The organism is SAR202 cluster bacterium (genome assembly GCA_009392515.1).
In the GTDB taxonomy this organism is placed as follows: domain Bacteria; phylum Chloroflexota; class Dehalococcoidia; order Lucifugimonadales; family UBA6952; genus UBA6952.
Window position 1 is genome coordinate 12,064 of sequence record VFGE01000019.1, and the last position, 14,534, is coordinate 26,597.

Genomic DNA, 14,534 nt, shown 5'->3' on the forward strand with positions numbered 1-14,534 from the left:
TTACAATGAACAATTACGTTTTATATAGGAAATGGCGCCCAAAGAGTTTTTCTGAATTGGTTGGTCAAACAGCAATTAGAAAAACCCTAATGAATGCAATATCTCAAAATAGAATTGCCCATGCCTATCTTTTTAGTGGCCCTAGAGGTACCGGAAAAACAAGTACAGCAAGAATATTAGCTAAGGCAATTAATTGTAAAACTGAAAATACTGAAGAGAAGTTAATTTGTAATACTTGCGAAAATTGTATAGAAATTAATTCATCAAATTCATTAGACCTCATTGAAATTGATGCTGCTAGTAATCGTGGTATAGATGAAATAAGAAGTATAAGGGATAAAAGTAATTATTCCCCTTCCAAAAGTCTATATAAGATTTATGTGTTAGATGAAGCACATATGCTAACAAAAGATGCGTCTAACGCTTTACTTAAAACATTGGAAGAACCCCCTCCTCATGTAGTATTTATATTAGCTACTACAGAAGCAGATAAAATGGAGCCTACTATACTTTCAAGATGTCAAAGATTTGATTTTAAAAAAATTGACAATAATGATATCGTGCAAAGGCTCGAACAAATAGCGAATTATGAAAAAGTTAATATTTCTGAATCAGCAATTAAAAGAATCGCAGAAATATCAGAAGGAAGTTTAAGAGACGCTGAAAGCTTTCTCGAACAAATCATACTATCGAATGATGAAGAATATATTGATGCTAATCAAATTAACAGCATTCTTGGCATAACTGATTCAAAACAAATAGAATTATTACAAGAATCAATACTTTCAGGAAATATTACCGAAACAATACAATTGATAAATAATTGTGTTTCTAACAATACTAGTATTAAACAATTGCATAATAGTTTGATTATCACGTTAAGAGAAACATTGATTCATCAAGCAACTACTTCAAATAATACTGAACAAATATTACATATCGCGAAATGTCTTAAAATACTAGTAAATTTAGATTTTTCTAAATCATTAAATCATGCATCTAGTCTTGAAATAGCTGCTATAGAAGCTTCTATGTTAAAAGAAAATGAAAACCTTGAGTCCTTCAAGAGGATTGCAAATGAAAAAACGATCAACACTCCCAAAAATATACCTAGCGAAACTCCTACAAAGATGATCAATCAAATAGATGAAATGGTAGAACCAAATTTACAAGATCCCGAAGGAAATGATCAAAATGATCCGGGTACAGATACAAAAAATCAAAAAAGTATAGAAGCCACTTCTGAACAAAAACCCCAAATAACAAATGAAAATATAATAAAAACGGAATCATGGCAATTAATAATCGAAAAGTTTGCTAAAATTAAGGGAGAACGTTTTGCAATTGGAGCATTATTACGCGACTGTAGAGAAGCGTCAATTGATAATGATAAATTATGCTTAAGCTTTGCAAGTAATTCAAATCAAGAACGCTTTATCGGGGAATTGGATCATGGCAGAATTAAATTAGATTTAATCGAATCGATCTCTAAAACTTTTCAAATACCCTCTCTGAATGAAATTGTTTATAATGATACAGAAAAAAAGAGTAACTCTAATAATAATAGTATGAATTTATCAGTTATGAAAGCTCTCAATTGGGGCGGTCAAATTATCGAAGATGAGGTACAAAATGATGAATAAAAATATGATTAAGCAAGCACAACAACTACAACAAAAACTCATGGAAGAGCAACAAAAACTTGAATCTGAAACTGTTACAGGTTCATCGGGTGGAGGGGCTATTCAAATTACTATTAATGGGAAATATCAAGTTACTGAAATTTCAATTGATCCGGAAACAATTGATCCAGAAAATGTGGACATGTTAGAAGACTTAATCACCACAGGTTTTAATGAAGCAATTGAAAAAATACAACAATTAAGTGCTTCTAGACTTAATTCCTTAACAGGAGGATTCAAGCTTCCTGGAATTTCTTAAGAATTAAATTGTGAAAGTAAACTTATATGCAAATTCCTGAACAAAATCACTCAGTTAAAATAATTTCAAAACTTATTAATGAATTGTCTAAACTGCCAGGAATTGGACCCAAAAGTGCCCAGAGATTGGCATATCATTTTATTAAATTACCGAGTTCTGAGGTAATTGAATTATCTAGTTCTCTCATAGAACTCAAAGAAAAAATTCTATATTGTGATATATGCCAAAATTTAAGTGATCAAAACCCTTGTACAATTTGTACTAATAATCGACGTGACCAAAAAATTATATGTGTAATTGAAGAACCTTTAGACATACTTGCATTTGAAAGAACAGGATCATATAACGGTCTTTATCACGTATTGCATGGCGTTCTTTCTCCAATTAACGGGATTGGTCCAAATAACCTTAAAATAAATGAATTACTAAATCGAATAAAAGTAAATGATATAGATGAAATAATCTTAGCAACTAATCCCAGTATAGAGGGAGAAAGTACGGCTATGTACATTCAAGAAATTATAGGAAATTTGGTGCCCAAAGTTACTAGATTGGCAAGAGGCCTCCCAGTTGGTGGAGATATAGAATATGCTGACCAAATGACTATTATGAGAGCTCTACAAGGACGTCAAGAAATATAAATGTTCAAATATTTGTAATTAATACTAAAGTGAGATTTTGTGGTTAATAGAGAGCGTTCCTATAAAACTGAAGCCATTATTTTAAATTCAAAAACTTTTGGTGAATCAGGCCATATCTATATTGTCTTTACCCCAGAATTTGGAAAATTAAGTATAGGCGCAAATGGTACAAAAAAACCTAAAAGCAAACTGTCCGGTCATCTACAAATTAGCAATCGTTGTAATCTAGTAATTGCTAAAGGGAAAAGTATTGATACTATTTCTTCAGCCGAAACTACAGAACTATTTCCAAACATCAGAGAAAGTTATGACTTAATTAATAATGTTTTTTATGTCATGGAGTTATTTGATGTTTTTAATCCTATTAATGAAATTAATAAAGATGCTTACAATCTATTATTAGATTCTTTAAGATGGCTAAATATTAACCAAAATGTAAATTTACTAATTTTATATATAAGAATGAAAATTCTTATCATAAGTGGATGGGATTTAAATTTTTCAAGTTGCAATATATGTTTTGATGAAAATAAGGAAAATCTCAGTTCCATCAATTCTAACTATGGAGGTGCAATTTGTAATATGTGTAAGCCTACAATTGACAATTCTCTTTCGACTGATGCTCAATCCATTAAATTATTACATTATATTTCTTTAGCCACTAGAGAAAAATTATTATCCCTAAACCTTGAAACCCCGTTGATAAAAAAATGTTTAGCTATTACTGAATTTCTAATACATGATAATTTAGGATTTAAGTTAAAAACTAAACTATTCTTATAGAAAATCTGTAAAGTTTGTATTTAAATGCTATTTGGTAACAGAAAATCTTTTGAGTTTGTAATAGAATACTAACCGATTATGAATAATACAATAAAACCCTTTAAAAAAATACTTATAGCAAACCGTGGTGAAATTGCTTGTAGAGTCATAAAAACATGTAACAATATTGGAATTAAAACCGTTGCAATATATTCAGATGCTGATCAAGATGCTTTACATGTAAAATTTGCTGATGAATCAAAACCTTTAGGAGGATTAACTCCTACGGAAAGTTATTTGAACATAGATAAAATAATTCAAATAGCTATTGAGACTAATTCTGAAGCTATTCATCCAGGGTATGGATTTTTATCAGAAAATATTGATTTTGCAAAAGCATGTGTGGATAACAATATTGTATTTATAGGCCCATCTACTGAAGCTATACAAAAAATGGGAGACAAAGTTACAGCTATTCAAACAGCCATGAAAGCAGGAGTTCCTTGCCTACCAGGTACATATGCACCCGTTACCTATGCAAAAGCAAAAAAAGTCTGCGATGAAATCGGTTATCCAGTTATGGTAAAAGCCTCTGCTGGTGGGGGGGGTATAGGCATTAGAAAAGTTGATTCAGCAGAAGATCTTGAAGAATCATTTAAACAGGCACAATCATTGGCTGAAAGTTCTTTTGGGAATTCTAAACTATATGTTGAAAAATATATGACGAATGGATCTCATGTAGAAGTACAAGTTTTAGCAGACCTTCATGGAAATGCTATACACCTTTTTGAACGAGACTGCTCAGTTCAAAGAAGGAATCAAAAAATAATTGAAGAAACACCCTGTACCAAACTCACTGATCAAAAAAGAAAAGAACTTTGGAATTCTGCCATTGATTTAGTTAAACATATAAATTATACCAATGCAGGTACTGTAGAATTTTTGGTCGATGAGGAATCTAATTTCTATTTCCTTGAAATGAATACTAGACTTCAGGTTGAACATCCAGTTACTGAAATGACTACAAACCTAGATATTGTCGATCTACAAATTAGAATAGCTGCAGGAGAAAAATTAGGCATTGAACAGGAAGACATTAAACAAACTGGACACTCCATTGAAGCCCGTATTTATCCTGAAGATCCTAAGACATTTTTACCGACAATTGGTAAAATTTCTTCTCTTGAATTACCTGAAAAGAAAAATATACGAATTGATGCATCCATATTTGAAGGATATGAAGTATCGCCTTATTACGAACCCATGATGGGTAAATTCATCGCTTGGGGACGAAATAGAAAAGAATGTATTGTAAATTTTATTAAATATTTAAAATCTACAAAGATTGTTGGTATCACGCACAACATTCCATTAATTATAGAAATCTTGCAATCCGAAGGATTTGTAAATCATAAGTTTTCAACAAATTTTCTTACTGATGTTTTTCCATATGAAAATAATAATACTAGCGATGAAGAAATAGTTGCCGCTATAACAATTGCATTAAATGAGATTTTTGGCTCAAAATCAAATTCACCAAGTTTGAATAACTGGAAAATGCAAGGAAGAGTATCTCAGATGAATCAAGGTAGCTTTGGTGGACTACGATGGTAAAAAAACAAATTACGGTGCTAGTTAATGGGAAATCCCATATAGTAGAGATAGAAGATATTACTTCTTATCCTTTTGATATTTATGTCGATGGGAAGAAAATGAGTGTATCAGTTCAAAATTCTACTGTAAACAAAACTGCTACAACATCAAATGTACCAGATCTAAACGAAACTAATAATGGCCTAAAGGGTTTAACACAAAATGGAAACAAACTTATTAGATCTCCTATGCCAGGAAAAGTAATCTCAGTTCCAATAAAAATTTGGGACCACATTGAAGAAGGGTCAGAAATTTGTGTAATTGAATCCATGAAAATGCAACAAAGTTTATTGTCCGGAAATGCAGGTATTGTGAGAGCAGTATTTATAAACGAAGGAGACTCGGTTAATACTGGTGATGTAGTAATTCAAATACAATAGGTTATTTGATTAGCATTTGTATTTTATCCCATATTATATTATGAATTTCATCAACTGATTTAGTCGCATCTACTGTAAGCCAACTAGAATCTTTACTCATAGCAACATATCCCTGAAAAACACGTTTATGGAAATTTATTGATTCAAGTTCAAATCTTCGACTACCTTCTACGTCCATTCTTGGGTTTTCTTTTTCAATAGAATTAGACACAGTATCTAATAAAGATAATTGAGAATTAACTCTACCTAATGCTTGATCTGGGGCAACACTTAAAAAAATTGTAATATCCGGCCTAATACCATTAGTACTCACATTTATAATATTTTCTATAGTATCTAAATCAATTTTTCTACCATAGCCTTGATATGCAATAGTAGATGCGATAAACCGATCACAAATAATTATTGTATCTTTTTGCAAATTCGGCTTTATTACTTTTTCTATCAACTCACTTCTTGCAGAAGAAAAAAGGAAAAGTTCTGTTAAGGAATTCATGGTAGTATTATTTAAACGTGAAGATTTTTTCTTAATTGAACCACGTTCAGCTAATAAAATTCTTCTAACTTCTTCTCCAACAGATGTACCACCAGGTTCATGCAGCAATAAAGACGAAAACCCTTCATTAATTATTCGTTCATAAAGTAGTTTTGATTGTGTAGATTTTCCGCTACCTTCTCCACCTTCAAATGCTACAAAAACGCTCATTACCAACCTTTTTCTGTTTTCTTAAACACTCTAATATATCTTTCAGGTTCTTTCCCATAACTAATTGAAACTAAAGAATTATTATCTAAAACCTGATGCTGTAATTTACGAGTATACGCGTCCTGCGGTTCTAATTGTACACTTGAAGAACCATTTTGAATTTGTAATATAGCATTTTCGGCATCTTCCAATGCTTCTTGAATTGAAGATTTTACTTTTTTATATGAATCTAAATTTTTTATGAATTCAGAAATTTGAGATACCGTATTTTTTCTTAATATGTGTACAGGAGTCCCATCTAATTCTGCGTTAGTGATGACTTTAGGACTTCTTCTATACTGACTTTTAGTTGTAACTACAATTTGTGCATCTTTCACATTTTCTACAATTTTCATATTGGTTTTATAAAAATCTGCTAATTGACGAATAGTACTTTTACTTATACCAAATGGTAAAATTGCAGTGGAATCTATATCTCTACCATTTTCTAAATGTCCATTAGTTTTTTTAGCATATTTTTGGTAATTATTATTGCTGAACTCATTTCCCAATTCATGTATTTCAGGTAATTCGAACTGCTTTTCTAAATCTGGTAGTAAAAATTCTTTTTGCTTGAGTACTTCTCCGGAACTATCTAACCATCGGATTTCAGGATTAGGTTTAATTGATTTCAAGATATTATCTACAACATTACCAACTTCTTCATGGACAGCCATTTTTTCTCTATTTCTGATTTCCAATACTATTTCAAATGTTGGTGGTAATTTTCTTTCGGTTACCGTTTTCTGAGTACCCCTTTTTCTTGCTTCTTCATCTCCCAAAATAACTGTTTGGACACCCCCTACTAAATCAGATAAAGTAGGGTTCATTAATAAACTTTCTAAATCATTACCATGTGCTGTAGCAATTAGCTGCACGCCTCGTTCTGCAATAGTTCTCGCAGCTTTAGCTTCAAGTTCTGTACCCATTTCATCAATGATAATTACTTCAGGCATATGATTTTCTACTGCTTCAATCATTATGTCATGCTGTAATTCTGGTCGTGCTACTTGCATTCTTCTTGCTTTCCCAATACCAGGATGGGCCACAAACCCGTCACCTCCAATTTCATTAGAAGTATCGACAATTATCACTCTTTTAGCCAAATCAACAGATAGTACTCTTGCTAATTCTCTTAAAATTGTAGTCTTACCTACTCCGGGTCGACCAAGTAATAACATACTTTTATCTTCGTTAACTAAATCCGTAATGGCTTTCGTAGTTCCTTGTACTGCCCTACCAACTCTGCATGTCACTCCAATAACAGTTTTATCTCTAGCCCGTATTGCAGAAAATCTATGTAGGGTTTTTTCAACTCCAGCTCTATTATCATTACCAAAATCACCTATTTTCTTAGTCAATAAATCTAATTCTGCAAATGAAATAATGCTTAAATCCATTTCTTCATCACGATCAACAAATCTTACTTGAGGTCTGCGACCAAGATCTAAAACTACTTCAACGAGAGAATTTAGATTGTTATTTTGTAGAAGGCTCTCACGAATTTGGGATGGTAGAACATCTAAAAAACTATTTAGATCATCAATTTCCGCGTCTGGTTTCATGCATATCCCCTTTAATAAAATTAGATACTAATCTCATACTTCTATTGCCATTTCTACTTTAGAAGTCGAATTATCATATATCATAGACTGAGTCTGATAAACTAATGTGTAAAATGATACTTGATTAATTAAACCCAAACTTTGAAGACTTTCAAGTAAGGATTTCTCTTCAATTTTTACTATCCAATATACCTGTTTTCTTTTTGTGTTTTGATATGCATCAGAAATAAATTCTGGAAGTATATTTGAATACTTATGAAATATATTTAGACTAACAGCACAAATTTTATGATAATCTTTCTTTGATAAAGAACCTAGAAGGTTATCTCCATCTATATATAGCAATTCTTTAGCATCAACATCTACCATACTACATAGTTTTAATAAATCATTATCGTAATAGGTTAAATTTTTCTTAACAAAAAAATCTAATCCTTTTTCATATAGAGCTACTAAATCTGATTTATATCTATTATTACTTAATCTAGATAAATAAATAGGGTTAGATTTATATAAAGAGTATTGGCCGCCTAGTGTCAAAATTACATTCTGTGTAGCAACTTTAAATTTAGCACTAACTGCACTATCAACTAACTGCCAATTATTTGGAATTTTTAATATCATTCCATGAGATTTTCTTTTTGTAATATATGCTGTTGAAATATCAAGAATGTTTTTAAATAAATCAAAATTGACATTCTCAAGCAATAAGTGGCGAACAAACCAATAATTTTTATTTTGTACCTTTTTTATACAAATTAATCCATTTATTGAATTAGAGTTTGTTGAAATAAAAGTAATTTGATTATGATTATATCCAAATATATTTAAACATATTAATAATCGCTGCATAAACTTAAGTGGTTTGCCAATATTATCAGGTCTTTGTACAGAAAAATCTGGCATATCTGATTTTAATACGTGAAATATATCAAAAAAACCGAGTTTCTTAATCATTAATTACCTAACTATAAACTAAATCAATAAAATATTTATGAAACCTGTTATCCGTAGTTAGTTCAGGATGAAAAGATGTACCAAGTTTCTTGCCTTGTTTAACTCCTACAATTTCTCCATCATTAAGTGTACAAATTACGTCTACATTTTCATCAATGTTAAGGATTTTAGGGGCTCGGATAAATACACCTGGAAAAGGATTTTCTGTATCAAAAGAAAAATTAATTAAATCTTTAAAACTATCTATTTGTCGTCCATATGCATTGCGACTCACATTAATATTCATAAGGTTTAGCGGGTTAGGAATATCTTCTTTGAGATCATTAGCCATTAAAATTAATCCAGCACATGTGCCCCAAATTGGTAGATCGCTAGATGCAGCTTCTTTTATAGCTGGTCTGAAATTATATAAATCCATCAAGTATGAAATTGTAGTACTTTCTCCACCAGGTATTACAAGAGCATCCAAATCAGCTATTTGGCTAGCTTTCCTTATTTCTCGTACTGACACCCCCAAGCTTGAAAAAGATTTTATATGTTCTATAAAATCACCTTGAAGTGCCAAAACTCCAATTCCAGACAACTGTTACCATCCCCTTGTGGCTAATTGTTCCTCTTCTGGCATAGTTCGAACATCTAAACCCCTCATTGCATCCCCTAAACCTGAAGATACTTCTGCAATTATGTCAGGGTCATTAAAGTGAGTAGTAGCTTTGACGATAGCCTTTGCCATTGCTGAAGGATTGGATGATTTGAATATACCAGATCCAACAAAAACTCCCTCAACACCAATTTGCATCATTAGAGCTGCATCAGCTGGAGTTGCTATACCACCTGCTGCAAAATTTACCACAGGCAGCTTACCTGTTTCATGTATTTGTAAAATTAATTCATAGGGAGCTTGTAGATCTCTGGCTGTTGCCATTAATTCTGTAGGATCCAAATTTGTGATCCTTGTAATCTCACCTAAAACTGATCTTGCATGTCGTACGGCCTCAACAACGTTTCCAGTACCAGCTTCTCCCTTGGTTCTAATCATTGCTGCCCCTTCACCTATTCTACGTAAGGCTTCGCCCAAATTCCTACAGCCGCAAACGAATGGAACCTTAAAATCATGTTTATTAATATGATTGTTTTCATCAGCAGGAGTCAATACTTCTGATTCATCTATATAGTCAACACCTAGTGCTTCTAGGACTTGAGCTTCAACTAGATGACCGATTCTAGCTTTAGCCATTACAGGTATACTTACTGCTTTTATAATTCCTGTAATCATGTCAGGATCAGACATTCTTGCAACTCCTCCGGCTGCCCGAATATCAGAAGGCACTCTTTCTAAAGCCATTACTGCACACGCGCCAGCATCCTCAGCTATTTTGGCTTGTTCTGGCGTTACCACATCCATTATCACTCCGCCTTTAAGCATTTGAGCAAGGCCAGTTTTTAAATCCCACGTATTTTTCTCTACCATAAAAGATTCTCCTAACAGCTAATATTAGTTAACTGATTAACACATAAAACATAATAAAAGTATACTCCTTAAAGTATACACTATGCAATTTAAATACTTGATCTTAACTACAAGAACTATTTAAGGGGACTAAATTAATAATTCGTATTGAAGTATTAATTTAATTTAACTACAATCAGCCATGAATCAATAAAGGATTTTTATGTTCAAAAAGAAAATATATCGTGGTTGGTACATAGTTACTGCAATATTTTTTGCTAACTGGATGGGTGCGGGTATAGGAGTTCCTATTTATGGGTTATTTTATGTTCCTATACGTTCATCACTATCTCTGACAAACTTAATGCTTTCACTTCCACCTGTGATAAGAAATTTAACCACACATTTTATGGGCCCCATCGTAGGACCTTTAGTTGATAAATTTGGGCCACGTTACCTGATGACAATGGGTGCAATTATTGCAGGATTTAGTACATTTCTTATGAGTACAGCAGATAACTTTTGGGAAATTATACTTTATTTTTCTATCATTGGTGCTTCAGGCCATGCATGTCTTAGCCATATTGTTACAAATACAACTTTAGCTCGATGGTTTATAAAAAAACGTGGGAGAGCTACTGGAATTGCCACAACAGGTATTAATGTTGGTGAAGCAATTATGGCGCCTCTTATTCAATTATTAATAACCTATGTAGGATGGAGAAAAACTTGGCAATTTATGGCTTTAGTTCCCTGGTTAATTATAGCACCGACGAGTTTCTTATTTATGAGAAGATCGCCAGAAGATTTGGGATTAAAACCTGATGGGGAAAGTGATGTAATTGAAAATAAACAAAATGTATCCAATTCATATCAAGATATTGAAGAAATATGGACACCAAAAGATGCTTTTAAAACGACTTCATTATGGGCTTTGGTTTTCTCAACCAATTTAGCAGCGATTGCTGTTATAGGAGTTGTTTTGCATCAAATACCATTTATGATTGATCAAGGTTTATCACCAGGAATAGCTGCTTTGAGCCTAACTACGTATGCTATCTTTGCTATACCATCTAAATTGATTTGGGGGTTTTTAGCAGAAAAAGTCGCTATCAAATATTTAACAGCTGCCTCCTTACTTGGTTCAGCTATTGGGTTATTAATTCTAATACAGGCTAGTACAATAAAGGGTGTATTACTATTTGGTATTATTTATGGATTAACAAGGGGTGCTTGGGCAGTTGTCCAATCACTGATCTGGGCAGATTATTTTGGTCGTGCATTTCTCGGTTCAATAAGAGGGTTTGTTTCTCCAATACAAGGTTTATCGGCAATATTTGGTCCTCTTTTTGCTGGTTGGTTAAGAGATATTACAAATAGTTACCAAATTCCTTTTTATACTTTCGTTGGTTTATATATCATAAGTGCTTTTATTATTTTAATAATACCTAAACCTATTTTAAAAAAATAAATTTCTGGTAACAATTTTATTACTAATTAGTGATAAAATAATAAAAAAACCTAGGACTTATGATGGAACCACAAAAAATTATCGTTAAAGGCGCTCGCCAACATAATTTAAAAAATGTATCTGTAAATATACCAAGAAATAAATTTGTTGTAGTTACAGGAGTTTCAGGTTCAGGTAAATCTACCTTAGCTTTCGATACTATCTACGCTGAAGGTCAAAGAAGATATGTTGAATCGCTATCCTCATATGCAAGACAATTCTTAGGCAGAATGGATAAACCAGACGTAGATTATATAGAAGGGTTAAGTCCATCTATTTCAATTGATCAAAAAAATACGTCTCAAAACCCTCGTTCTACTGTTGGAACCACTACTGAAATATACGACTATTTACGTTTGTTATTTGCAAGAGTTGGCAAACCCCATTGCTACAAATGTGGAAATCGGGTAGAAAAACAAACTATCCCACAGATTGTAGATACTATACAAAATATGGATGAAAATCACAGAATCATGATTCTATCACCTAAAGTTGTCCATAAAAAAGGGGAACATAAACAGATATTCGAACAATTAAAAAAGGATGGTTTCGTACGTGTTCGTGTAGATAATGAAATTCGAGAATTAACTGAAAATATTGAATTAAACAAACAAAAATGGCACACAATTGAATTGATCGTTGATAGAATCACTTCTGGTCACTCTACTGATGAAAGTCGTATTCACAGCTCAGTAGAAACTGCCTTAAATCAAGGTGATGGTACAATAACTATACTAAATGTTGAAAATAATCAAGAAACTGCTATTTCAGAGAATTTTGCCTGTGTAAATTGTGGAATAAATTTTACTGAAATTGAGCCACGAACTTTTAGTTTTAATTCACCACATGGAGCATGCAACAGATGCTCAGGAATTGGTTATCATTTAGAAGTAGATCCAGATTTAGTCATCCCAGATTATACGTTATCAATGAGTAAAGGCGGCATTCTTCCCTGGTCCTCATCAGGTCGACTTTCTCAATGGGGCCGTAGTATTTTAGCTTCACTAGCCGATAAATATAAATTTAATATTAATGAACCTCTTATCAATCTTTCAGATGAAATGATCGACATTCTACTACATGGAGATAATGACACTATTAATATAACCCATGTAACAAAAAGAGGTATGCGCTACCAATGGAACCGGAAATTTGAGGGATTAATTCCTAATCTTGAACGGAGATACCAAAATACAGACTCAGACTACTCTAAAAAAGAAATTGAAAAATTTATGTCAAAAGTTGAATGCCCAGAATGCAATGGTAATAGACTAAAACCTACCTCATTATCAGTAAAAATCGGCACGGAAAATATAATTTCATTAACAAATATGTCCATCAAACAAACTTGGGAGTGGACAAAAATTCAACTTAATACGACTAGAAACAATTCAACAATTCTCAAAAAAGATTTTCCTATAGCAGAGCCAATTATTAAGGAAATTAAGAATAGATTAGAATTTCTAATTGATATTGGTTTAGATTATATTAGCCTTGATCGACCTACTTCAACTTTATCTGGTGGTGAATCTCAAAGAATCCGCTTAGCTACACAAATAGGGTCAGGTTTAGTTGGAGTTTTATATGTTTGCGATGAACCATCGATTGGACTGCATCCTGCTGATGGTAATATGTTAATAACTACACTAAAAAAACTTAGAGATCTAGGTAATTCATTATTGGTAGTTGAGCACGATGAAGCAGTTATGGAATCAGCTGATTATATTATAGATCTTGGCCCAGGTGCTGGAGAAAACGGCGGTTATATCATTGCGGAAGGACCACTAAAAAAAATTAAAAGTGTTACAGAATCTTTAACAGGTTCGTATTTAAGTGGTAGAAACATTATACCTACACCTTATATTAGAAGGAAACATAATGGAAATAAAATAAATATAGTAGGTGCTAGAGAAAATAATTTGAAAAATATAAGTGTTGAGATACCACTAGGTAATTTGGTTTGTATAACCGGAGTTTCAGGATCTGGAAAATCAACCTTAATTAATGAGGTTTTATACAAAAAATTAAATCAAACACTAAATAAAGCTCGAGCAAAAGCGGGAGCTTGCGACTATGTTGAAGGAATAGAAAATATAACAAAAGTAATTAACATTGATCAATCACCAATAGGTCGTACACCAAGAAGTAATCCTGCAACTTACTGTGGTGTTTTTACTCCAATAAGAGAATTATTTTCAATGCTACCTGAAGCCAAGGTACGTGGATATGCTCCTGGGAGATTCTCTTTTAATGTTAGAGGTGGACGATGTGAAGCCTGTTCCGGGGAAGGTTCTATAGAAATTGAAATGCAATTTCTTGCAAATGTAACCATACCTTGTGAAATTTGTGAAGGGGCTAGATACAATTCTGAAGCTTTAACTGTTCTTTTCAATGAACATTCTATATCTGATGTATTAAATTTAACTGTCGATCAAGCAATAGATCTATTTTCTAATATACCTAAAATTGTTAATAAATTAACAGTAATGAAAGAGGTAGGTTTAGGGTATATAAAACTTGGGCAACCAGCAACAACTTTATCAGGTGGAGAAGCTCAAAGAGTGAAACTAGCTACAGAACTTTCCAAAAGATCTTTGGGACATACTTTGTATATTTTAGATGAACCAACAACAGGATTATCCCTATATGACTGTGAATACCTACTAGAAGTTATACAAAAATTAGTAGATAAAAATAATACAGTTATATTAATAGAACATCACCTTGATTTAATTAAAAATGCTGATTGGATTATTGATCTCGGCCCTAAAGCTGGCGAAAATGGCGGGTACATTATAGCTACAGGAACTCCAGAATTTATTAGCAAGCAAGAAAAATCAATAACCGGTAAATATCTTATTCCTAAATTAGAGAAAGAAGAATATAATGTTCTTCAATCTTCTTCAATAAAATAAATACAACTATATAAT

The 14,534-nt window shown here is 32.3% G+C and carries 13 protein-coding genes; 8 read left to right on the plus strand and 5 right to left on the minus strand.

Features of this window, described 5'->3' with window-relative positions; genetic code table 11:
• Positions 1–5 precede the first annotated feature (5 nt).
• The 6 genes from dnaX to FI695_01420 all read left to right on the plus strand — a co-directional run bounded on the left by dnaX (position 6) and on the right by FI695_01420 (position 5,377).
• Positions 6–1,643 carry a DNA polymerase III subunit gamma/tau gene (dnaX, locus tag FI695_01395; protein ID MQG50620.1) on the plus strand — a complete coding sequence of 546 codons (1,638 nt, stop codon included), beginning with the start codon at positions 6–8 and terminating at the stop codon, positions 1,641–1,643.
• Positions 1,621–1,941: a YbaB/EbfC family nucleoid-associated protein gene (locus FI695_01400; protein MQG50621.1), complete on the plus strand. Its 321-nt coding sequence runs from the start codon at positions 1,621–1,623 to the stop codon at positions 1,939–1,941. The genes dnaX and FI695_01400 overlap by 23 nt, the downstream gene beginning before the upstream one ends.
• Before the next feature lie 26 nt (positions 1,942–1,967).
• Positions 1,968–2,582: a recombination protein RecR gene (gene recR / locus FI695_01405; protein ID MQG50622.1), complete on the plus strand. Its 615-nt coding sequence runs from the start codon at positions 1,968–1,970 to the stop codon at positions 2,580–2,582.
• A gap of 39 nt (positions 2,583–2,621) precedes the next feature.
• Entirely contained in the window at positions 2,622–3,365 is a 744-nt protein-coding gene (recO, locus tag FI695_01410) for a DNA repair protein RecO (protein ID MQG50623.1), read from the plus strand.
• Between the two features lie 78 nt (positions 3,366–3,443).
• A complete protein-coding gene (locus tag FI695_01415) occupies positions 3,444–4,958 on the plus strand; it encodes an acetyl-CoA carboxylase biotin carboxylase subunit (protein MQG50624.1) in 1,515 nt (504 codons plus the stop codon).
• The gene (locus tag FI695_01420) at positions 4,952–5,377 is read left to right on the plus strand and encodes a hypothetical protein (protein ID MQG50625.1); all 426 of its coding nucleotides are present in this window, start codon (positions 4,952–4,954) and stop codon (positions 5,375–5,377) included. Before FI695_01415 ends, FI695_01420 begins: the two co-directional genes overlap by 7 nt.
• Position 5,378: 1 nt before the next feature.
• Here FI695_01420 and tmk read toward each other — a convergent pair whose 3' ends face one another.
• The 5 genes from tmk to pdxS are packed head-to-tail and all read right to left on the minus strand — an operon-like array spanning position 5,379 to position 10,115.
• Positions 5,379–6,083: a dTMP kinase gene (tmk, locus tag FI695_01425; protein MQG50626.1), complete on the minus strand. Its 705-nt coding sequence runs from the start codon at positions 6,081–6,083 to the stop codon at positions 5,379–5,381.
• The gene (locus tag FI695_01430) at positions 6,083–7,687 is read right to left on the minus strand and encodes an AAA family ATPase (GenBank protein ID MQG50627.1); all 1,605 of its coding nucleotides are present in this window, start codon (positions 7,685–7,687) and stop codon (positions 6,083–6,085) included. The genes tmk and FI695_01430 overlap by 1 nt, the downstream gene beginning before the upstream one ends.
• A gap of 33 nt (positions 7,688–7,720) precedes the next feature.
• On the minus strand, positions 7,721–8,644 hold the full coding sequence (locus FI695_01435; GenBank protein MQG50628.1) for a hypothetical protein: 924 nt from the start codon (positions 8,642–8,644) through the stop codon (positions 7,721–7,723).
• 7 nt (positions 8,645–8,651) lie between these two features.
• Entirely contained in the window at positions 8,652–9,227 is a 576-nt protein-coding gene (gene pdxT / locus FI695_01440; GenBank protein ID MQG50629.1) for a pyridoxal 5'-phosphate synthase glutaminase subunit PdxT, read from the minus strand.
• A gap of 3 nt (positions 9,228–9,230) precedes the next feature.
• Entirely contained in the window at positions 9,231–10,115 is an 885-nt protein-coding gene (gene pdxS, locus FI695_01445; protein ID MQG50630.1) for a pyridoxal 5'-phosphate synthase lyase subunit PdxS, read from the minus strand.
• 202 nt (positions 10,116–10,317) lie between these two features.
• On the opposite strand from pdxS, the gene FI695_01450 reads away from it, so the two are divergent.
• A complete protein-coding gene (locus tag FI695_01450; protein MQG50631.1) occupies positions 10,318–11,565 on the plus strand; it encodes an MFS transporter in 1,248 nt (415 codons plus the stop codon).
• Positions 11,566–11,627: 62 nt separating this feature from the next.
• The gene (gene uvrA, locus FI695_01455) at positions 11,628–14,519 is read left to right on the plus strand and encodes an excinuclease ABC subunit UvrA (protein MQG50632.1); all 2,892 of its coding nucleotides are present in this window, start codon (positions 11,628–11,630) and stop codon (positions 14,517–14,519) included.
• Positions 14,520–14,534: the final 15 nt, after the last annotated feature.

What these genes read in the sequence shown, in the direction of transcription:
- FI695_01415 (MQG50624.1), top strand. Translation starts at nt 3,444, where the DNA reads ATGAATAATACAATAAAACCCTTTAAAAAAATACTTATAGCAAACCGT.
- pdxS (MQG50630.1), bottom strand. Translation starts at nt 10,115, where the DNA reads ATGGTAGAGAAAAATACGTGGGATTTAAAAACTGGCCTTGCTCAAATG.
- FI695_01450 (MQG50631.1), top strand. Translation starts at nt 10,318, where the DNA reads ATGTTCAAAAAGAAAATATATCGTGGTTGGTACATAGTTACTGCAATA.
- recR (MQG50622.1), top strand. Translation starts at nt 1,968, where the DNA reads ATGCAAATTCCTGAACAAAATCACTCAGTTAAAATAATTTCAAAACTT.
- dnaX (MQG50620.1), top strand. Translation starts at nt 6, where the DNA reads ATGAACAATTACGTTTTATATAGGAAATGGCGCCCAAAGAGTTTTTCT.
- FI695_01435 (MQG50628.1), bottom strand. Translation starts at nt 8,644, where the DNA reads ATGATTAAGAAACTCGGTTTTTTTGATATATTTCACGTATTAAAATCA.
- tmk (MQG50626.1), bottom strand. Translation starts at nt 6,083, where the DNA reads ATGAGCGTTTTTGTAGCATTTGAAGGTGGAGAAGGTAGCGGAAAATCT.
- FI695_01430 (MQG50627.1), bottom strand. Translation starts at nt 7,687, where the DNA reads ATGAAACCAGACGCGGAAATTGATGATCTAAATAGTTTTTTAGATGTT.
- FI695_01420 (MQG50625.1), top strand. Translation starts at nt 4,952, where the DNA reads ATGGTAAAAAAACAAATTACGGTGCTAGTTAATGGGAAATCCCATATA.
- uvrA (MQG50632.1), top strand. Translation starts at nt 11,628, where the DNA reads ATGGAACCACAAAAAATTATCGTTAAAGGCGCTCGCCAACATAATTTA.
- FI695_01400 (MQG50621.1), top strand. Translation starts at nt 1,621, where the DNA reads ATGAGGTACAAAATGATGAATAAAAATATGATTAAGCAAGCACAACAA.